This window comes from Microbacterium sp. SWDP-B6, from assembly GCF_059803615.1.
In genome coordinates this window covers 718,310-738,138 of the sequence record NZ_JAPFGV010000001.1, presented here as the reverse complement: position 1 = coordinate 738,138, position 19,829 = coordinate 718,310, and the positions used below count along the sequence as shown (strand labels likewise).

Annotated in this window: 21 protein-coding genes and 1 tRNA gene; 13 read left to right on the top strand and 9 right to left on the bottom strand. The window is 67.5% G+C overall.

Annotated elements, in window-relative coordinates:
- Positions 1–62: 62 nt before the first annotated feature.
- Together OPU70_RS03740 and OPU70_RS03735 are read right to left on the bottom strand one after the other, a co-directional pair.
- Positions 63–1,238 carry a GmrSD restriction endonuclease domain-containing protein gene (locus OPU70_RS03740; protein ID WP_498557174.1) on the bottom strand — a complete coding sequence of 392 codons (1,176 nt, stop codon included), beginning with the start codon at positions 1,236–1,238 and terminating at the stop codon, positions 63–65.
- Positions 1,239–1,363: 125 nt separating this feature from the next.
- On the bottom strand, positions 1,364–2,218 hold the full coding sequence (locus tag OPU70_RS03735; RefSeq protein WP_498557173.1) for a transposase: 855 nt from the start codon (positions 2,216–2,218) through the stop codon (positions 1,364–1,366).
- Between the two features lie 87 nt (positions 2,219–2,305).
- Here OPU70_RS03735 and OPU70_RS03730 point away from each other — a divergent pair, with 87 nt between their 5' ends.
- Complete coding sequence (locus OPU70_RS03730) at positions 2,306–2,620, top strand: DUF7882 family protein (protein WP_056376632.1); 315 nt, start codon at positions 2,306–2,308, stop codon at positions 2,618–2,620.
- A gap of 30 nt (positions 2,621–2,650) precedes the next feature.
- On the opposite strand, the gene OPU70_RS03725 is transcribed toward OPU70_RS03730, so the two are convergent.
- Together OPU70_RS03725 and OPU70_RS03720 are read right to left on the bottom strand one after the other, a co-directional pair.
- Positions 2,651–3,214, bottom strand: a complete 564-nt coding sequence (locus OPU70_RS03725; RefSeq protein WP_475123582.1) for a hypothetical protein — start codon at positions 3,212–3,214, stop codon at positions 2,651–2,653.
- Between the two features lie 21 nt (positions 3,215–3,235).
- Positions 3,236–4,033 carry an inositol monophosphatase family protein gene (locus OPU70_RS03720; RefSeq protein ID WP_056376633.1) on the bottom strand — a complete coding sequence of 266 codons (798 nt, stop codon included), beginning with the start codon at positions 4,031–4,033 and terminating at the stop codon, positions 3,236–3,238.
- Positions 4,034–4,180: 147 nt separating this feature from the next.
- Between OPU70_RS03720 and OPU70_RS03715 the strand changes: the two genes are divergently transcribed.
- A tRNA-Lys gene (locus OPU70_RS03715) sits at positions 4,181–4,253 on the top strand.
- A gap of 106 nt (positions 4,254–4,359) precedes the next feature.
- Positions 4,360–4,773 carry a hypothetical protein gene (locus OPU70_RS03710; protein WP_498557172.1) on the top strand — a complete coding sequence of 138 codons (414 nt, stop codon included), beginning with the start codon at positions 4,360–4,362 and terminating at the stop codon, positions 4,771–4,773.
- Positions 4,774–4,780: 7 nt separating this feature from the next.
- Here the strand turns inward: OPU70_RS03710 and OPU70_RS03705 are convergent, their stop codons facing one another.
- From OPU70_RS03705 to OPU70_RS03690, 4 genes are all read right to left on the bottom strand, one after another.
- Positions 4,781–5,254 carry a YbaK/EbsC family protein gene (locus tag OPU70_RS03705; RefSeq protein WP_042541755.1) on the bottom strand — a complete coding sequence of 158 codons (474 nt, stop codon included), beginning with the start codon at positions 5,252–5,254 and terminating at the stop codon, positions 4,781–4,783.
- 34 nt (positions 5,255–5,288) lie between these two features.
- Positions 5,289–6,515: an MFS transporter gene (locus OPU70_RS03700; protein WP_498557171.1), complete on the bottom strand. Its 1,227-nt coding sequence runs from the start codon at positions 6,513–6,515 to the stop codon at positions 5,289–5,291.
- Positions 6,512–6,949, bottom strand: a complete 438-nt coding sequence (locus OPU70_RS03695; RefSeq protein WP_498557170.1) for a MarR family winged helix-turn-helix transcriptional regulator — start codon at positions 6,947–6,949, stop codon at positions 6,512–6,514. Before OPU70_RS03695 ends, OPU70_RS03700 begins: the two co-directional genes overlap by 4 nt.
- 65 nt (positions 6,950–7,014) lie before the next feature.
- Complete coding sequence (locus OPU70_RS03690; RefSeq protein WP_309687985.1) at positions 7,015–7,800, bottom strand: IclR family transcriptional regulator; 786 nt, start codon at positions 7,798–7,800, stop codon at positions 7,015–7,017.
- 103 nt (positions 7,801–7,903) lie between these two features.
- On the opposite strand from OPU70_RS03690, the gene OPU70_RS03685 reads away from it, so the two are divergent.
- The 3 genes from OPU70_RS03685 to OPU70_RS03675 are packed head-to-tail and all read left to right on the top strand — an operon-like array spanning position 7,904 to position 10,555.
- Positions 7,904–8,677, top strand: coding sequence for a CoA transferase subunit A (locus OPU70_RS03685; protein ID WP_498557169.1), 774 nt, complete (start codon positions 7,904–7,906; stop codon positions 8,675–8,677).
- 1 nt (position 8,678) lies between these two features.
- On the top strand, positions 8,679–9,329 hold the full coding sequence (locus OPU70_RS03680; RefSeq protein WP_498557168.1) for a 3-oxoacid CoA-transferase subunit B: 651 nt from the start codon (positions 8,679–8,681) through the stop codon (positions 9,327–9,329).
- A gap of 23 nt (positions 9,330–9,352) precedes the next feature.
- On the top strand, positions 9,353–10,555 hold the full coding sequence (locus OPU70_RS03675; protein WP_498557167.1) for an acetyl-CoA C-acetyltransferase: 1,203 nt from the start codon (positions 9,353–9,355) through the stop codon (positions 10,553–10,555).
- A 4-nt stretch (positions 10,556–10,559) separates the two neighbouring features.
- Here the strand turns inward: OPU70_RS03675 and OPU70_RS03670 are convergent, their stop codons facing one another.
- Entirely contained in the window at positions 10,560–10,838 is a 279-nt protein-coding gene (locus tag OPU70_RS03670) for a hypothetical protein (RefSeq protein WP_498557166.1), read from the bottom strand.
- Positions 10,839–11,071: 233 nt separating this feature from the next.
- Here OPU70_RS03670 and OPU70_RS03665 point away from each other — a divergent pair, with 233 nt between their 5' ends.
- The 7 genes from OPU70_RS03665 to ilvC are packed head-to-tail and all read left to right on the top strand — an operon-like array spanning position 11,072 to position 19,827.
- On the top strand, positions 11,072–12,346 hold the full coding sequence (locus OPU70_RS03665) for an MFS transporter (protein ID WP_498557165.1): 1,275 nt from the start codon (positions 11,072–11,074) through the stop codon (positions 12,344–12,346).
- Between the two features lie 51 nt (positions 12,347–12,397).
- Positions 12,398–13,807 (top strand): alpha,alpha-trehalose-phosphate synthase (UDP-forming), encoded by a 1,410-nt coding sequence (locus tag OPU70_RS03660; protein ID WP_498557164.1) that lies wholly within the window; start codon positions 12,398–12,400, stop codon positions 13,805–13,807.
- A gap of 45 nt (positions 13,808–13,852) precedes the next feature.
- A complete protein-coding gene (otsB, locus tag OPU70_RS03655) occupies positions 13,853–14,650 on the top strand; it encodes a trehalose-phosphatase (RefSeq protein WP_498557163.1) in 798 nt (265 codons plus the stop codon).
- 9 nt (positions 14,651–14,659) lie between these two features.
- Positions 14,660–16,378, top strand: coding sequence for a dihydroxy-acid dehydratase (ilvD, locus tag OPU70_RS03650; RefSeq protein ID WP_498557162.1), 1,719 nt, complete (start codon positions 14,660–14,662; stop codon positions 16,376–16,378).
- 60 nt (positions 16,379–16,438) lie between these two features.
- On the top strand, positions 16,439–18,241 hold the full coding sequence (locus OPU70_RS03645) for an acetolactate synthase large subunit (protein ID WP_042541744.1): 1,803 nt from the start codon (positions 16,439–16,441) through the stop codon (positions 18,239–18,241).
- A gap of 2 nt (positions 18,242–18,243) precedes the next feature.
- Positions 18,244–18,753, top strand: coding sequence for an acetolactate synthase small subunit (ilvN, locus tag OPU70_RS03640; RefSeq protein ID WP_042541743.1), 510 nt, complete (start codon positions 18,244–18,246; stop codon positions 18,751–18,753).
- A gap of 45 nt (positions 18,754–18,798) precedes the next feature.
- On the top strand, positions 18,799–19,827 hold the full coding sequence (ilvC, locus tag OPU70_RS03635; protein WP_042541742.1) for a ketol-acid reductoisomerase: 1,029 nt from the start codon (positions 18,799–18,801) through the stop codon (positions 19,825–19,827).
- The last annotated feature ends 2 nt before the right edge of the window (positions 19,828–19,829 follow it).

The following is a 19,829-nucleotide window of genomic DNA, read 5'->3' as shown; positions in this document are numbered from 1 at the left end:
CTGGTGATCAACCAGGGAGGCGGGCCTTCTTTGCGCGACCGTGAGCGCGGCCGCTCTGGTCGCTACTCATGAGGGTTGGGGACACCCGAGGACGGCACACGGAACTCATCGCCCTCGTGCGACCACACCCTCCACCACTTGGCGAGGACCGCGTCGCGTTCTGCTGCGTCGGCGGTGTAGAAGTGGTGGGCCGCGGAGCTCGACCAGAATCGTGCCACCGGAACAGTGTCAGGCTGAGCGGAGTTCGCCGGGTACACGTAGTAGGCGACCCCTTCGTCCTTCCAGATGCTCGGCCACTTGGCGATCACCGCGGCGCGCTCTGCCGGGTCTGCGGTGTAGAAGTGCCCCGAATACTGAGTGCTCCAGAATCGGTACAGCGGAATGGTGCCTGCGACCTGGGTCGTGAACGCGGTGTATCGCTGCCCCTCATATGTCCACACACCGGGCCAGCGCGCGATGATCTGATCGCGCTCTGTCGGGTCAGTGGTGAAGAAGTGACCCTGGTAGACGGGACTCCAGAATCGGTAGACGGCGCGGGGTTCCGGCAACGGCGGCGCGGATGGCCGCCCCACAGCGGGAACAGCCGGGAGGGGGGTGTCCCGCCAGCTGCAATCAGTGAGGAGCGTCTGGATGGCGTTCTTCTCGGCGGGGTCGACGGACAGGTTCCAACGCCATTTCACCGCGACCCACTCGGAGACGTAAGTGCACCGCATGGGACCGTAGGAGGGCAGCCAGGACGCAGGATCCTTGTCGGCTTTCGCGGTGTTGACGGCCGCGGTGACCATTGTCAGCGTGCGGTAGTCGTCGACATCGTTGGAGTATCCCTGTCGCTGTGCGTCGGTCCATGCCCACGCTCCGGACACCCACGCTTCCTTGAGCGCGACGAGGTGATCCATTTCGACTGCGGCGGGGTCGATGTGTATGACGTTGTCATAGTAGGAGAACCATTGACCCGCGGTGACGGTGCACACGCCGGTGACGGTCGCGGGGATGTCCGTCTCCTCGAGGAGAACCTCCTGACGGGTGCGGCAGCCGTCCCCGTCGAGGTCTGCGCCTTCGAAGAACTGGTCGCGGTTGTACTTGACGGTGGAAGGAGCCTCGACACGCAACTGATCCAGCAGCGTGGCCACGGGTACCCATTCCGCCGACGTCGGAGGCGCTGCCAGTGCCACCGATGGTGTGAGCGCTGCGGTGACGATGGCGGTGACGAGAGCGGCCACGAGAACCCGATTGCGCATGCCACTCCTTGTGAATTCGGCTCCGCCGGTGGAGTCCCGCGCTCAGGATACACACAGAATATCGGTTGACTGACGAGCGGGCTCCGCGTCGCGTGTTTCCGCCGGGGGGCTCTCAGAGGCTGACGTCAGGCGTTGGCGAGCCCGTCGAGGGCTTCCCGTGCGGCGCGGAGATCGTCCTCCGCGTCTCGTACGCGCTGCGCGAGTGCTTCCTGCTCGGTCTCCGCCTTCTCGGCCTCACCTCTCGCACGTTTCGCATCGCGCCGCACCTTCGCCAGTTCTGCCTCGAGTTCCTGCTCGCGATGTGTGAGCTCGTCGACACGCACGGATGCATCCCTGAGTGCCCGGTCCGTTGTGGCCGCCTCGCGGACCACGCGATCGTGCGTCCTCTCCGCTTCTCTGACAGTCCGTTCTGCGTCCCGTCGCTCTCTGCGCGCCTTGACCTCATCGAGGGGCTTGGCGATGACCGCGGGGGCATCGGGAACGCCCCCGCCGACGATGCTGTCGGCGATGTCTGCGAACGTGCCGGCGGGTTCCAACTCCCGCACCAACCGAGCGGACGAGACGGCGGCGGCCGCGGTCGGATCGAAGAAGGCGGCGCTGATGGTCTGCTGCACCGCCTCTCTCGTCGACGCCGTGATGCGCTGTCCGCGCGCTTCGGCGAGTTCGGCGGCGTCCGCGGCGAGCCTGTTGGTGAGGGCGCGCCGGTCGCGTCCGAGCTGTGCGAGAGCGCGAGCGTCCAGATCCGCCTGCGCTTCGCGCAGTTCTTCGGCGAGTAGCAACGCCTCTCCGAGTTGCGAGCTGCGTTCGTGCGCGAAGACGTTCACCACCCAGGCCGCGACCGACGGCTTCTTCAAGGCCCGGATTCGGGCCGCGAGAGCGGGGTCGTCGGTGTCGGCGGCGCGGGCGTTTCGTGCGGTGGTGAACTCGGCCGGCGAACCGGTGTAGAGCGTCACCGCGATGTCAGCGAGCTCCGAATCCATGCGAGCGACGATACACCGCTCATGATCGGCTCTTCGGGGCCGCGGCGCGTGCGCACCAATCGCCGTCCGATCAGTATTCTGGTTGGCATGGCAACGCTGTTCTATGGCGCGTCCGACGTTCCGATCCACATCGAAGATCGAGCACTCGCGCATCTGAAGATCGTCATCGCGACCAAGCTCCGCCGACAGGAGAGCTTCACGCTGTCGTGGCGCCACCCCGAGGGAGAGCCCGGCGGGCGGTCCACCATCTGGATCCACCCGTCGATCCCGCTGCGATTCACCTTCGACGAGCCGGAGCAGCCGCAGCTGAACCCACGCTGGATCGACGATCTCATGCAGTCGGTGAACTCCACCGGCGGCATTCTCCTGGTGGACGAGGTGATTGACGCGCCGGTGCGATGAGCGCACCGAAACGGGTGGACTGGAGTGCCGTCAGCTGGCCCATTCGATCAGGATCAGACCCTGGCGGGTATCCGCGAACTTGACCCATCCGTCGCCGAACAGATAGGTCATGCCGTATCCGTCTTCGTCGGTCCCCATCGCGAACTGCGGGTTCTCGGTGATGTAGATGCCGTCGGGGCCGTCTTCTCGGGTCCAGCCTTCTGCCAGCAGGGAGGACTGCGCGGAGGCGGCATCCTCTGCGCTGATCGTCGACCATCCGTAGAGCTGGCCATGGTCGGAGGCGACGCTGTAGTCGGCCCAGAAGCAGAGGAGACCATCGGCGAGCGTCACGCCGCCGACCACGAATTCCTTCTCCTCGAACGTCCACCCCTGATCGGTGAGCACCTTCACCGTGCCGGCCGACACGATCGTGTCGCAGGTGGGCTCCGCCGCGGATGTGGGGGTCGGAGACGCCACGGGCTCGGCTGTGGCTGAGGGGGAGGGTTTCGGCGCGTCCGGAGTGGGCGAGGCGGATCCCTCCGGAGTCCCGGCACAGGAGGTGAGCGCGACAGCGAGCAGCAGAGCGCCCAGTGCGGCGGAGGTGAAGCGGTTCATCGCGCGAGCCTTCATCGGGGGTCAGTCGTGCAGGAGATCGAGGAAGGCCTCGTGGAGGATGCCGTTGGTGGCGAGTGTCGAGAGATCCGAGATCGTCTCCGCACCGTCGAACCCGGTCATCCGACCGCCGGCCTCCCGCACGATCGGCACAGCGGCGGCGACGTCGTACTCCTTGACGCCGAACTCTGCGACCATGTCGATTCGCCCCTCGGCGAGGAGCATGTATGCGTAGATGTCACCGTACGCACGATCGCGCCACACGCGATCCGCGAGCGTCAGCAGCTGGTCGATGTGCCCGGACTCAGCCCACTGGGCGATGCTCTGGAAGCTGACGCTGGCGTCGTCGAGAGACGACACGGCGGACGCTCGGATGCGGCGCGGCTCGGCGTCCGTGGCGGTCCACGCTCCCGAACCTGCAGCGGCCCACCAGCGGCGTCCGATGGCAGGCATGCTGACGACGCCGACCTGCGGGATTCCGTCGACCGCGAGCGCGATCATGGTGCCCCACAGCGGCACTCCGCGGAGGAAGTTGGCGGTGCCGTCGATCGGGTCGATGATCCACTGCCGGTGGGTGCTGCCCTCGGCGCCGAACTCCTCGCCGAAGATGCCGTCGTCCGGCCGCTCGGTCGCCAGGAGCGAGCGGATCGCCCGCTCGGTCGCGAGGTCGGCGTCTGTGACATGCGAGTTGTCGGCCTTGGTCGAGACCTCGAGGTCGGGACTGTCGAACCGGGGGAGGGATTGCGCGTCGGCGGCATCGGCGAGTCGGAGGGCGAGTGCGAGGTCGCGAGAGAAGTCGTCGACGCGGGGGGAGGCGGTCACGAATCCAGGATAACCGCCAGAACAAGGGAGTCTGAGAGGGCTTGACATGGGGCGACACGCGCGGCGGACGCGGACGACCCTGCTCGATTTCGTCCGGCGGCGATCCGCTGGTAATGTAATTCCTCGGCCGGGGAATTCCCGGGCCACGCACCTCTAGCTCAATCGGCAGAGCAACTGACTCTTAATCAGTGGGTTCTCGGTTCAAGTCCGAGGGGGTGCACGGATCAGCCTCGATGACTCTCGCCAGTCATCGAGGCTTTTCTGCACCCACGGAGATGCCGGGAATCATGCACTCGGTGCGCTAGCGTGATGCAAACGCTAGGGGGATGGCCATGGGCAGACTGGTGAAGGCCTGCGCCGTCGTGGCGGTCGCAGCATCTCTCGGTCTGGGACTGACGGGCTGTTCTGCGGCCGAAAAGACGGTCGCCTACACGACCTCATCGGTCACGCTCGAGCCCGGAGAAGCCCTCGTGGTCGACTTCGGTGAGATCAATCCGACAGTCGGCGATGCGTGGGTGATCACTCGCGAGCCAGACCCGGCCGTGCTCGGGCCTGGCGATAAGCGATCCCGCTACCTCGGCCAGGATGGCGAGACCGGTGCTCCGAGCGAGGTCTCGTATCGGTTCGCACCGGTCGGTGACGGCACGACGGTGATCCAGTTCGAATACGAGTTCCGCGGGGCGGTTCCCGAAGACGCAGACGATCAGCAGACCGCCGAGATCACGGTGACCGTGAAGTAGTGGTCGCTCAGTCGACCGCTATGACGTCTCCGTCGGTGAGGTGCTGAAGGGTCTCGAAGGTCAGCGGCATCACCGTATGCGGGTGCCCGGCTGCGGCCCAGATCTCTCCGTGCTCGCGAAGATCCTCGTCGATGTAGGTGCGCAGCCGCGTCGGATGCCCGACCGGGGCGACTCCGCCGATCGCCTGGCCCGTGGCCTCGCGCACGACGGATGCCGGTGCCATCGCGATAGTGGCCGCGCCGGTGCTGCGCGCCAGGACGTCGAGGTCGACCCGGTGACCGCCGCTCGTCATCACGAGAACCGGCGTCCCGTCGGCGACGAATACGAGACTGTTCGCGATCGCGGAGACATCGCATCCGATCGCGGCGGCAGCCTCGGGGGCCGTCCGCGCGGAATCCGGCAGGATGCGGATCTCTGCCGCGACACCGGCGTCGACGAGGTGCTGCTGCACGAGCCTGCTGCGCTCGGGGAGGTCGTTCATGACCCCACGGTATCGAACGCAGCAGGCTCGAGTCTCACGCGGCGTCGCCCAGCAGGATCGCTTCGGCGTCTTCGACGGCGGCGTCAGCCGGCTCGTCGTCGATGTGCGCGAGGATCCTGCGTCCGAGGAAGATCGTCAGCGCGGCGACCAGCACTGCGGCGGCTGCGACAAGATAGGGGACCGTCGCGTCGAACGCGTGCCACAGGGCTGCCGCGAGCGGCGGAGCGATCGCTCCGCCGAGGAATCGCACCGAGGAGTACGCCGATGAGGCCACCGATCGGGGCAGGTCCGTCGCCTCCATGACAGCCTCGGTGAGCACGGTGTTCATCACTCCGAGCAGCAGTCCGCCGACGACGATGCAGACGACGAGTGCTGTGGACCACTCCACCAGGAACCCGGCGACGATCAGATCGACGGCGAGAAGCGGGAGAACCGTGAGGATCACACGGGTGCGTGACATCCGGCGCATGAGCAGCGGTGCGACCCATACGCTCGTGACCGCGAGCGCGATGCCCCACCCGAAGAAGGTGAAGCCGATCCCCATCGCTCCGAAGCCGAGGGGGAAGGGCGAGAACGCGAGCAGGATGAAGAATCCGATGTTGTAGAAGAACGCCGCCGTGGCGAGCACGGCGAGGGCGGGGTTGCCGAGGGCCTTGAAAGGCGCCGAGAACGGCACCGGCGTGCGCTTCTCAGCGGGGCCGCGCAGAAGGACGAGGACCGCGAGGAACGCGATCGCCATCAGCACCACGACGCCGAAGAACGGTGCACGCCAGCTCTGCTCGCCGAGGAGGCCGCCCAGGAGCGGGCCGATCGCGATGCCGAGGCCGAGAGCCGCCTCATACAGGATGATGGCCGCGGAGCTGCCTCCGGTCGCTGATCCGACGATCGTCGCCAGTGCGGTGGAGATGAACAGGGCGTTGCCGAGACCCCACCCCGCGCGGAAGCCGATGATCGCGTCGACACTGCCGCTGAGCGCGCAGAAGAGAGCGAACACGACGATCAGCGCCAGTCCGATCAGCAGTGTCTTCTTCGCGCCGATGCGGCTCGAGATCCAGCTGGTGATGAGCATGGCCAGTCCGGTCACCGCGAGGTAGCTCGTGAACAGCAGCTCGGTCTGGACCGGGCTCGCCTGGAGCGATTCTGCGATCGCCGGGAGGATCGGATCGACCAGTCCGATGCCCATGAAGGCGACGACGCACGCGAATGCGACGGCCCACACCTGGGCTGGCTGCTTCCACACTGAGGTGGCGGGGGTGTTCACTCTGTAGCTCCTGTCGACTCTGTGGTGGTGTGCGCTGCAAGGATCTCGGCAGCGCGGGTCAGGACGCTCCATTCGTCGGCGTCGAGGTCGGCGAAGCGCGGAGCGAGAGTGTCGCGGAACTCTTCGCGCCATGCCTGCAGCGCTCGGGAGCCTGGGTCGGTGATGGCGACGGCGATCGCGCGCGAGTCCTCGGCGTCGGGGGAGCGGAGCACGAGTCCCTCGCGCTCCAGATTCCCTATCAGCCGGGTCATCCCGGGTTGGGTCGTGCGCGCCGCGGCCGCGAGCTCTCCGACCCTCTTCGGCCCCGCCTGCTCGAGCAGGCTCAGCACCCGCCACTGTGCGGCAGGTGCGTCGTTGCCGGCGTCCTGCGCGGCGATGCGGCCCAGCGCGTACCCCGAGAGCACGAGTGAGGGAATGACATCCTGACGATTCATACCACCGAGTATATACCCGTTGGTATGTACTGAGGTCAGGTCAGGTCAGGTCAGATCGGGTCAGGTCAGCGCCGTGCCCCGGCGATCCGCGCGGAGAGCTGGTGCGCGTGGGCGAGGAGCGTCCTGCCGAGGTCGCCGATCCGATCGGGTCCGAAGCGGAACCCGACGCCGGTCAGGCTGAGGGCCCATTCAGGCCGCCCCGACCGATCGAAGACCGCTGCGCCGATGCCCCAGCTGCCCTCGACGATGAGCCCGGGGTTCACCGCGTAGCCCCGCTCCTTCGTCTCCGCGAGGCGTGTACGCAGGGGGCGAGCGCCGTGTGAGCGGCCCCACGCGGTCTCCAGGTCGGGATGCCGTTCGAGATAGGCGTCCACATCGTGGTCAGGCAGGAAGGCCAGGATGGCGAGGCCGGCGCTTGCCACGCCGAGAGGGAACCGGACGCCCTCGCTCAGCACGAACGACCGGATCGGGAAGGACCCTTCCTCGCGGAGCAGGCATACCGTCTCGTCTGCCCTGCGCACGGAGAGGAAGGCGCTCTCCTCCGTCTTGACCGCGAGTGATCGAACGATGTCCCGAGCGAGGGCAGTCACGTCGTAGCGTGCGGCCGCGACCGATCCCATGAGGAACAGCTCCGGGCCCGGCATCCAGCGAGCGGTGGACTCATCACGGTCGACCAGGCCTTCCGCGCGCAGCGCGGACAGGAGCCGATGGGCGGTGGAGCGAGACAGCTCAGCGGCTCGTGCGAGGTCGTGCAGCGATGCGCCGTCATGCCCGCTGGAGGTGACCAGTCGGAGGAGCTTCGCGGCGCGGGCGATCGCTTGCGTTCCCGGAACGACGACGGCGGATTCCATAATGTGGACGCTAGGCCCTGATGCGTCCACATCGCAAGAGCCGCCTATCTTCCGGGGCCGGAGAGGCGGATGCTGAACAGGTACGTCTTTCGAAGGAGAATGCGTGATCGACAAGCAGTGGGCGAATGCCGCGGAGGCGGTCGCAGACATCGGAGACGGTGCTTCCCTCGCCGTCGGAGGTTTCGGACTCTCCGGCAACCCGATCGCACTGATCGAGGCGCTGCTCGCTCAGGGCACGGCAGGACTCAGTGTCGTCAGCAACAACTGCGGAGTCGACGACTGGGGTCTCGGCATCCTGCTCGCTGCCGGACGCATCCGCAAGATGACGTCCTCGTACGTCGGCGAGAACAAGGAGTTCGAGCGGCAGTTCCTCTCGGGCGAGCTCGAACTCGAGCTGACGCCGCAGGGAACGCTGGCCGAGAAGCTTCGTGCGGGAGGATCGGGGATCGCGGCGTTCTTCACGCAGACCGGTGTCGGCACGCAGGTCGCCGAGGGCGGGCTTCCTCGGCGCTACAACCCCGACGGCAGCGTTGCGGTGGGGTCCCCGCCCAAGGATGTGCGCACCTTCGACACGCCGGCAGGCCCACTAGACCATGTGCTCGAGGAGGCCATCACCACCGACTTCGCACTGGTGCACGCGCTGGCGGGGGACAGGCACGGCAATCTGATCTTCAACAAGGCGGCCCGCAACTTCAATCCGCTCGCGGCGATGGCCGGACGAGTCTGCATCGCGCAGGTCGAGCAGCTCGTGGAACCGGGCGAGCTGGACCCGGACCGCATCCATCTGCCCGGTGTCTTCGTGCATCGCGTCGTCGAGGTCGGCACTGACATCCCGAAGCGCATCGAGCGACGCACCGTCGCTGCGGAAGGAGTCTGACATGGCACTCACGCGCGATGAGATGGCAGCACGCGCTGCCGCCGAGCTGCGGGACGGGTCGTACGTCAACCTCGGGATCGGGCTGCCGACGCTCGTGCCCAATCACATGCCGGACGGCGTGACCGTCGTGCTGCAGTCCGAGAACGGCATCCTCGGGGTCGGGCCGTACCCGTCCGAGGATGCGGTGGACCCTGATCTGATCAATGCGGGCAAGGAGACGGTCACAGTGCTCGCCGGTGCGGCGTTCTTCGATTCGGCGACGAGCTTCGGCATGATCCGAGGCGGAAAGATCGACGCCGCGATCCTCGGCGCCATGCAGGTGTCCGCGACGGGAGACCTCGCGAACTGGATGATCCCTGGAAAGATGGTGAAGGGCCCGGGTGGCGCGATGGACCTCGTGCATGGCGCCGCGCGCGTCATCGTCCTGATGGAGCATGTCGCGAGAGACGGATCGGCGAAGATCGTGCACCACTGCTCGCTTCCCCTCACCGGACGCGGCGTGGTCGACAGGATCATCACCGACCTGGCGGTCATCGACGTCACACCCGATGGTCTCGCCCTGGTCGAGCTCGCACCGGGCGTGACAGTGGAACAGGTCGTCGACTCGACCGAGCCGCCGCTCGCCATTCCCGCAGAGATGCTCGACCGATGAACCCAGAGAACGGAGGGGCTGAGATGAGCGCCCACGACCACCCGAAAGACCAGGACGTCGTCATCGTCGCCGCCGCGCGCACCCCGCAGGGGCGGCTCAAAGGCCAGCTGGCGAGCTTCACCGCCCCGCAGCTCGGTGCGTTCGCGATCAGAGGCGCGCTCGAACAGGGATCCATCGATCCCTCGGAGGTCGACGCCGTGATCGTGGGTCAGGTCCTGGCGGCCGGGTCCGGCCAGAACGCCGCTCGACAGGCGGCGATCGGCGCCGGCATCGGCTGGGACGTTCCGGCTCACTCCGTGAACAAGGTGTGCCTGTCCGGTCTCACCGCGATCATCGACGCGTCTCGGATGATCCGCACGGGCGACGCGAAGGTCGTCGTCGCGGCCGGGATGGAATCGATGACCAGAGCTCCGCACCTGCTCATGGGTTCGCGCGACGGATGGACGTACGGCAGCGTCGAGGTGCTCGACCATATGGCTTACGACGGCCTCACAGACGCCTACGACAGAGAGAGCATGGGCGCGTCGACGGAACGCCACAACGCCCGCTACGACCTGACCAGGGACGCGCAGGACCAGGTCGCCGCACTGTCGCATCAGCGCGCCGCGGCGGCGCAGGCGGCCGCCGTGTTCGACGACGAGATCGTGCCGGTGGCGGTGCCACAGCGTCGCGGAGAGCCGGTGCTCGTCACCGCCGACGAGGGGATCAGACCCGACACCACCGTCGAGTCGCTCGCAGGTCTTCGGGCGGCGTTCGCCGACGGCGGCTCGATCACGGCGGGCAACTCGTCTCAGATCTCCGACGGGGCCTCGGCGGTCGTCGTCACCACTCGCGGCACCGCGGAGGCCAAGGGATGGCCGGTGCTCGTCACCGTCGGAGCGAGTGGTCAGACTGCGGGCCCGGACAACTCCTTGCAGGCCCAGCCCGCCCGCGCGATCGGGCGGGCCTGCGAGAAGCAGGGCATCGCACCGGCGGATCTGGATGTCGTCGAGATCAACGAGGCGTTCGGAGCCGTGGTCGCACGCTCGCAGGTCGAGCTCGGTCTGAGCAGCGACGTCGTCAACATCCACGGCGGCGGCATAGCGATCGGCCATCCGATCGGAGCATCCGGCACGCGGCTCGTCGTCCACGTCGCTCATGAGCTCGCGCGCCGCGGTTCGGGCACCGCTGCCGTCGGGCTGTGCGGCGGCGGTGGTCAGGGTGAGGCGCTGATCCTCACACGCTGAGAAGTCAGCGCTTGAGGGGCTTGATGCCCTTCGACTCCTTCTTGGCCTGCTTCTCGTGCTCCCGCTGCTGCTTCGCGTAGACGGGCGAGTCCGGCGAGACGGGGCGTCCCTGCTTCGCACGCCGGGTGTCGACGACCGCGCCGATCGCGAGGGCCAGGCTGATGCCCCAGCTCACCCACGCGAGCGCAGATCGCCACGTGAGCTGCGTCTCGCGGGAGCCGCGGAGCAGGGTGGTTCCCGTCATGATCGCGCCAAGGAGTCCGGTTCCCGAGAGGTAGTTCATGCCTTCACGCTACCTTCCGACCGCCTCACGGCGCTCAGCCTTGACAATCCGGCGCGGAATCTGCCACGACGAGGACTCGTCGACCGAGGGCATCCAGAGACGGTTCTGACCCGCGCGGTACAATGGAGGAGTCGCGGCTCGCCCGCGGCCGCAATCCGTGTATCTACCGGCCGTCGGCTTTCCGGCGGACAGCGGCGGCACCCGACCCCGCGTCTGCGGACGCGCGTGAGCCCATGACACACGCAACACCCACGCCTCAGCACCACGCCCCCACGCCCACGCCGGAGGCACCAGGACTGCTCCGCATCGCGGGCCTGCCGTACTTCCTCATCGCGTTCATCGCCCGACTGCCGTTCGCGATGATGGTCGTCGGAGTCCTCACCGTCGTCGTCTCGGCGCGCGGCTCGCTCTCGCTCGGCGGACTCACCTCCGCAGCGGTCGGCTTGGGCACGGCGTGCTTCGGGCCTCTGCTGGGCGCCGCGGCTGATCGCTTCGGCCAGCGCACGGTGCTGCTCATCCTGGCGATCGCCAACGGAGCGATGCTGGTCATCTTCACCCTCGTCGTCTACACCGGCGGAGCGGATGCCCTGGTGCTGATCGCTGCCTTCGGCATCGGTGCGACAGCCCCGCAGGTCGCCCCCATGTCTCGATCGAGGCTCGTCACGATGATCGCCGACCGGATGCCGGAGGCGCTCCGCACCCGCACCGTCTCGGGCACCATGGCGTACGAGTCCGCCGCCGATGAGACCGTGTTCGTGTTCGGCCCCTTCATCGTCGGCATCCTCGCGTCGGCGCTCGCTCCCTGGGCACCGCTGATCGGAGCGGCCGTGCTCACGGTGGTGTTCGTCGGCGCATTCGCCCTGCATCCGAGTGCGCGCGCCGTGTCCGTGCACCGAGATGAAGACGGCAGGGCCCCGTCCAAGGTGTCGGAGCTCTTCAGCCCGCATCTGCTGATCGTCGTCGTCGGAATCCTCGGTGTGGGGATGTTCTTCGGCACGATGCTCACGGCGCTCACGTCTTTCATGGCCGATCGAGGCGCCCCCGAGCAGGCGGGACTCCTCTACGGCGTCATGGGCGTCGGCTCGGCGATCCTCGCCCTCGGTGTCGCCTGGCTTCCGGTGCGGTTCTCGCTGCGGGCGCGCTGGCTGCTGTTCTCCGGCATCCTGCTCGGAGGCAGCCTGCTGCTGCTGCTGCTCGTCGACTCGCCAGCGATGATGATGGTCGCGCTGGCGATCATGGGAATCGGAATCGGACCGACGCTGGTGACCCAGTACAGCTTCGGCGCCGCGCGCAGCCCGCTCGGACGCTCGGCCACGGTGATGACGATGCTCGGTTCGGGCATCGTCGTCGGTCAGTCCCTCGGCGCGGCGGTGGCAGGGGAGCTCGCCGAGAACGTGGGCACAGGAAGCGCCCTCGTCCTGCCGATCATCGCCGCCGGCGTAGCGTTCACGGCCGCCCTTGTCAATTGGCCCCTCACTGCCACTCGACCTCGCGTAGCCTCGGTCTGAGCTTCTGTAGCCTGAGGAGCACCCCCACTGCATCGTCAGGAGCATCCACACATGTCAGTCGCAGATTTCGTCGTCGTCGCCAACCGACTTCCCGTCGACCGGGTCGTGGGTCCTGACGGAGACGAGGAGTGGCGGACCTCCCCGGGCGGTCTGGTCGCCGCCCTCGAGCCGATGATGCGCAGCGCGCGGGGGGCCTGGGTCGGGTGGCCGGGACAGCCCGACCTCGAGCTGGACCGATTCGAGATCAACGGCATCGACCTGATTCCCGTGCCGCTCAGTGCCGAAGAGGTCGCCGACTACTACGAGGGCTTCGCCAACGACACGATCTGGCCGCTGTACCACGACGTGATCGCGCCGCCGCAGTATCACCGCGAGTGGTGGGAGGCATACGTCAAGGTCAACCGCCGGTTCGCAGAGGCCGCCGCCGATGTCGTCGCGCCCGACGGCACGGTCTGGGTGCACGACTACCAGCTGCAGCTGGTGCCGCAGATGATTCGGGAGCTGAGACCCGACGTCACGATCGGCTATTTCCATCACATCCCGTTCCCGGCGCACGGTCTCTACGCCCAGCTGCCCTGGCGTGATCAGGTGCTGAAGGGTCTGCTGGGCGCCGATGTCATCGGATTCCAGCGCGCGCAGGACGCCACGTACTTCCTGACGGCGGTGCGCCGTCGCCTGCGCTATGAGGTCAAGGGATCAGCAGTGGCGATCCCGACGGACGACGGACGCCCCCGCACCGCGGTCGCCCGGGCGTTCCCGATCTCCATCGACACGGCTCCGTATCTCGAGCTCGCTGCCCGCCCCGAGGTGCGGGCACGGGCGGCTGAGATCAGAGCGAGCCTCGGCAATCCCAAGAAGATCCTTCTCGGCGTCGACCGGCTCGATTACACCAAGGGCATCAGACACCGCATCAAGGCGTATGGCGAGCTGCTCGAAGACGGCCAGCTGAGCGTCGACGACGTCACCTTCGTGCAGGTCGCGAGTCCGAGTCGCGAGCGCGTCGATGCCTACGTGCACCTGCGGGACGAGATCGAGCTCGCGGTCGGGCGCATCAACGGCGACCACGACACGATGGGTCACACGGCGATCCGGTATCTGCACCAGGGCTATCCGCGCGAGGAGATGGTCGCGCTGTACCTCGCCGCCGACGTCATGCTCGTGACCGCCCTGCGCGACGGCATGAACCTCGTGGCGAAGGAGTACGTGGCGACCCGAGCCGACAACCGCGGTGTGCTCGTGCTCAGCGAGTTCACGGGAGCCGCCGATGAGCTGCGACAGGCGGTGCGGGTCAACCCGCACGACATCGCCGGGTTGAAGGACGCGATCATGACGGCGGTCTCCATGACGCCGGCCGAGCAGGGCAAGCGGATGCGGTCGTTGCGGCGCCGTGTGCTGGAGAACGATGTGAACGCCTGGTCGTCGTCGTTCCTCCGCGCGCTCGCGGAGGTCCGCCGACGCTGATCCGCCGGGTCATACTGGGAGGACACCGCCTCGATTGGAGACCCTGTGACCCGTAGCTGGACCCCCGGAGAAGCAGACCCGGCGCTGAGCGCCATCGCCGCGACGCCCAGGCTGGTCGTCGCACTGGACTTCGACGGCACGGCGTCTCCGCTCATCCCCGACCCGATGGCGGCCAGGGCGCTGCCCGAGGTCGCGACGCAGGTCACGCGGCTCGCCGCTCTGCCGGACACGGTGGTCGCCTACGTGTCGGGGCGCAGCATGCACGACCTGAGAGTCATCACCGAGCACACGGATGATTCGCTGATCGCTCTCGCCGGTTCGCACGGTGCCCAGTACTGGTACCCGGGTGTCGGCGATGCCGCGACCGACGGTGCCGAGTCCGCCGAGGGCTCCCGTGAGGAGCTGTGGGAGGCGGCACGACCGATCATCGATCGCTACGAGGGTGCCGAGCTCGAACCGAAGACCTTCGGGATGGGCGTGCACACGCGTACGGCCACTCCCCAGGTCGAGAAGGCCGTGTTCGCCGAGATCGACGCGCTGGTGGCGGAGCGCTTCCCCCACTGGCGGCGACGCGCAGGACACCGAGTCCTGGAGTTCTCCTCTCGGAACGAGGGGAAGGACGCCGCGATGGCCGCCCTTCGCGAGCATTTCGATGCGACCGCGATCCTCTTCGCCGGTGACGACGTCACGGACGAGGACGCGATGCGGGTGCTCACCGGCGACGATCTGGGCGTGCGTGTGGGCCCGGGGGAGAGCGCCGCCGAGCTTCGTGTGGAGAACCCACAACAGATCGCGCTGCTTCTGGAGGCGCTCGCGGACGAGCGCACCTCTCGGCGGGAATAGACTTCCGTCATGTCCTCGCATGATCCCTCCACCAGCGCGCCCATCGACATCAAGCCCCGCAGCCGCGTCGTCACAGACGGCATCGAGGCGACGACCTCCCGAGGCATGCTCCGTGCCGTCGGCATGGGCGACGCCGACTGGGACAAGCCCCAGATCGGCATCGCGTCCAGCTGGAACGAGATCACGCCCTGCAACCTGAGCCTCGACCGTCTCGCGCAGGGGGCGAAAGAGGGCGTGCATTCGGGTGGTGGCTACCCGCTGCAGTTCGGCACGATCTCTGTGTCCGACGGCATCTCGATGGGCCACGAGGGCATGCACTTCTCGCTGGTGTCGCGCGAGGTCATCGCCGACTCGGTCGAGACCGTGATGATGGCCGAGCGGCTCGACGGCTCGGTGCTGCTCGCCGGCTGCGACAAGTCGATCCCCGGCATGCTCATGGCCAGCGCCCGACTCGACCTCTCCAGCGTCTTCCTCTACGCCGGCTCGATCGCCCCCGGATGGGTCAAGCTCTCCGACGGCACCGAGAAGGACGTCACGATCATCGACTCGTTCGAGGCCGTCGGCGCGTGCCGCGCCGGTCTCATGAGCGAAGAGGACCTCAAGCGCATCGAATGCGCGATCGCCCCGGGTGAAGGTGCCTGTGGAGGCATGTACACGGCCAACACCATGGCGTCGGTGGCCGAGGCCCTCGGCCTGAGCCTTCCCGGTTCGGCGGCCCCGCCCGCCGCGGATCGCCGCCGCGACTACTTCGCGCACCGCTCCGGCGAGGCCGTCGTGAACCTGCTCCGTCAGGGCATCACGACCCGCGACATCCTCACCAAGGAGGCGTTCGAGAATGCCATCGCGCTCGCGATGGCCCTCGGCGGTTCGACGAACGTCGTGCTGCACCTGCTCGCCATCGCGCGAGAGGCCGATGTCGAGCTGAGCCTGCACGACTTCAACCGCATCGGCGACAAGGTGCCGCACGTGGCGGACATGAAGCCGTTCGGCAAGTACGTCATGAACGACGTCGACCGCCACGGCGGCATCCCCGTGATCATGAAGGCGATGCTCGACGAGGGGCTGCTGCACGGTGACGCGCTCACCGTGACGGGCAAGACGCTCGCCGAGAACCTCGCGGATCTCGACCCGCGGCCGATCGACGGCGAGGTCATCCACACGTTCGACAACCCGATCCACGCGACCGGCGGCCTGACGATCCTGCACGGCTCGCTCGCGCCCGAGGGCGCGGTCGTGAAGACGGCCGGCTTCGACGCCGCCGTGTTCGAGGGCCCCGCCCGCGTGTTCGAGCGCGAGCGTGCGGCCATGGACGCCGTGGCCAACGGCGAGATCGAGGCGGGCACCGTCATCGTGATCCGCTACGAGGGTCCGAAGGGCGGACCGGGTATGCGCGAGATGCTGGCCATCACCGCGGCCATCAAGGGCGCGGGGCTCGGAAAAGATGTACTACTCTTGACTGACGGACGATTCTCAGGCGGCACAACCGGCCTGTGCATCGGCCACATAGCACCCGAAGCGGTGGACGCAGGTCCCATCGCCTTCGTGCGCGATGGTGATCTGATACGGGTCGATATCGCAGCTCGCTCTCTCGACCTACTCGTCGACGAGGCGGAGCTCGCCTCCCGCCGCTCTGGCTGGGAGCCGCTACCCCCGCGCTATACCCGTGGCGTTCTTGCCAAGTACTCGCGTCTCGTGCGGTCAGCCGCCGAGGGCGCGACGACCGGCTGATCCGCGTCGAATCCGGCATCCAGCCTCCGACGTCGCCTACAGACCATCAGAAGGAGTGTCATGACTGCTGACACCGTCTCGGCTGTGCCGAGGCCGCCCGCACCCAAATCCGCCGCACCGGAGATCTCCGGAGCAGAGGCTGTCGTCCGCACGCTCGAGCTCCTCGGCGTCAGGGATGTCTTCGGCCTCCCCGGCGGCGCGATCCTCCCCGTCTACGACCCGCTCATGGATGCGGCCGACCTTCGGCACATCCTGGTGCGGCACGAGCAGGGAGCGGGCCACGCCGCCGAGGGCTACGCATCGTCGTCGGGCAAGGTCGGTGTCTGCATCGCGACCTCTGGCCCCGGTGCGACCAACCTCGTGACCGCGATCGCTGACGCCTACATGGACTCGGTGCCGCTGCTCGCGATCACCGGCCAGGTGTTCTCGACGCTCATGGGCACCGACGCGTTCCAGGAGGCCGACATCGTGGGAATCACGATGCCGGTGACGAAGCACTCGTTCCTCGTGAAGGACGCATCCGAGATCCCCGGCGCCATCGCGGCGGCATACGAGATCGCCTCGACGGGCCGCCCCGGTCCGGTGCTCGTCGACATCACCAAGGATGCACAGCAGGCCATGGCGCCGTTCGTCTGGCCGCCCAAGTACGACCTGCCGGGGTACCGCCCCGTGACGAAGGCCCATGGCAAGCAGATCCATGCGGCAGCCGCCCTTCTGGCTGAGGCCAAGAAGCCGGTGCTCTACGTCGGTGGCGGTGTGATCCGTGGTCGTGCGTCGGCCGAGCTGCTCGCCCTGGCCGAGACGACGAACGCGCCGGTCGTGACGACGCTCATGGCTCGCGGCGCGTTCCCCGACTCGCACCAGCAGCACCTGGGCATGCCGGGCATGCACGGCACCGTCCCTGCGGTGCTTGCGCTGCAGGAGGCCGACCTGATCGTGTCGCTCGGCGCGAGGTTCGACGACCGTGTGACCGGCAAGGCTGCGCTCTTCGCGCCGAACGCCAAGGTCGTGCACGTCGACATCGACCCGGCGGAGATCTCGAAGATCCGCACGGCCGATGTGCCGATCGTCGGAGACGTCCGCGACGTGCTGGTCGACCTCGAATCCGCGTTCCGCTCGGCCGTCAACACGACGACTCCCGACACGGAGGAGTGGTGGTCGTACCTCGACGGCCTGCGTACCGAGTTCCCCCTCGGATACGCGCCGACGACCGACGGGCTCCTCGCGCCGCAGTACGTGATCCAGCGGATCGGTGAGCTGACCGGCCCGGAGGGCATCTACGCCGCCGGAGTCGGACAGCACCAGATGTGGGCTGCGCAGTTCATCAAGTACGAGCGACCCAACGCCTGGCTGAACTCCGGGGGAGCGGGCACGATGGGCTACTCCGTCCCCGCTGCCATGGGCGCCAAGGTCGCCGAGCCCGACCGCGTGGTGTGGGCGATCGACGGTGACGGATGCTTCCAGATGACCAATCAGGAGCTCGCGACCTGCACGATCAACAACATCCCGATCAAGGTCGCGATCATCAACAACTCGTCGCTGGGCATGGTCCGCCAGTGGCAGACGCTGTTCTACGACGGCCGCCACTCGAACACCGACCTGAACACCGGTCACGGCACTGTGCGCATCCCTGACTTCGTGAAGCTCGCCGAGGCCTACGGCTGTCTCGCGATCCGTGTCGAGAAGGAGGAGGAGGTGGACGCGGCGATCAAGCTCGCTCTCGAGACCAACGACCGCCCCGTCGTCATCGACTTCGTCGTCAGCGCCGACTCCATGGTGTGGCCGATGGTTCCCCAGGGCGTGAGCAACAGCTACGTCCAGTACGCCCGCGAGCACGCGCCCGCTTTCGACGAGGAGGACTGACCATGTCGACTCACGTGCTGAGCCTCCTTGTGGAGAACACCCCCGGTCTGCTGACCCGCGTCGCAGGTCTGTTCGCGCGCCGCGGTTTCAACATCGACTCGCTCGCGGTGGGCGTGACCGAGGTGCCGGGCATCTCCCGCATCACCGTCGTCGTCGACCTCGAGGACCTGCCTCTCGAACAGGTGACCAAGCAGCTCAACAAGCTGATCAACGTCATCAAGATCGTGGAGCTCGACTTCCCGACCTCGGTGCAGCGCGAGCACATGCTCGTCAAGGTCCGCACCGACAACGCGAACCGGTCGAACGTCATCGAGGTCGCCAACCTGTTCCGCGCCTCGGTCGTGGACTATGCGTCCGACGCGCTGGTGATCGAGGTCACCGGTGATCGGGGCAAGGTCGACGCCATGCTCCGTGCCCTCGAGCCGTTCGGCATCAAGGAGATCGCGCAGTCGGGTCTCCTCGCCATCGGCCGCGGCGGCAAGAGCATCACCGAGCGCGTCCTGCGCGGCTGACCAGATTTCCTACACGTACACGAACACCAATCAAGGAGAAAACCAGTGAGCACCGAGATCTTCTACGACGCAGACGCCGATCTGTCGATCATCCAGGGCAAGAAGGTCGCCATCGTCGGCTACGGCTCGCAGGGTCACGCGCACGCGCAGAACCTTCGCGACTCCGGTGTCGAGGTCGCGATCGCGCTCAAGGAGGGCTCGAAGTCGGCGCCGAAGGCGGAGGAAGCCGGATTCGCGGTCAAGACCGTCGCTGAGGCGACTCAGTGGGCCGACCTCATCATGATCCTGGCGCCGGACCAGCACCAGCGCACGATCTACAGCGAGTCGATCGCCCCGAACCTCACCGAGGGCAAGACGCTCGCCTTCGCGCACGGCTTCAACATCCGCTTCGGCTACATCGACGCTCCCGAGGGCGTCGACGTCATCCTCGTCGCACCGAAGGCACCGGGCCACACCGTGCGTCGCGAGTTCGTCGCCGGTCGCGGCATCCCCGACATCATCGCCGTCGAGCGCGACGCGTCGGGCAACGCCTGGGCGACCGCGCTGTCGTACGCCAAGGCCATCGGCGGCACCCGCGCCGGCGTCATCAAGACGACCTTCACCGAGGAGACCGAGACCGACCTGTTCGGTGAGCAGGCCGTTCTGTGCGGTGGCGTCAGCCACCTCGTCCAGGCCGGCTTCGAGACGCTCACCGAGGCTGGCTACCAGCCGCAGATCGCCTATTTCGAGGTGCTTCACGAGCTGAAGCTCATCGTCGACCTGATGTGGGAGGGCGGCATCGCCAAGCAGCGCTGGTCGGTCTCCGACACCGCCGAGTACGGCGACTACGTGTCGGGCCCCCGCGTCGTGACCCCCGAGGTCAAGGAGTCGATGAAGGCGATCCTCGCCGACATCCAGAGCGGTGCGTTCGCGAAGCGCTTCATCGACGACCAGGACAACGGCGGCGAGGAGTTCCTCGCGCTGCGGGCCAAGGAGGAGACGCACCCCATCGAGGCCACAGGCAAGGAGCTGCGCTCGCTCTTCGCGTGGAAGCAGCAGGACGAGGACTACGTCGACGGCAGCGCTGCGCGCTGACG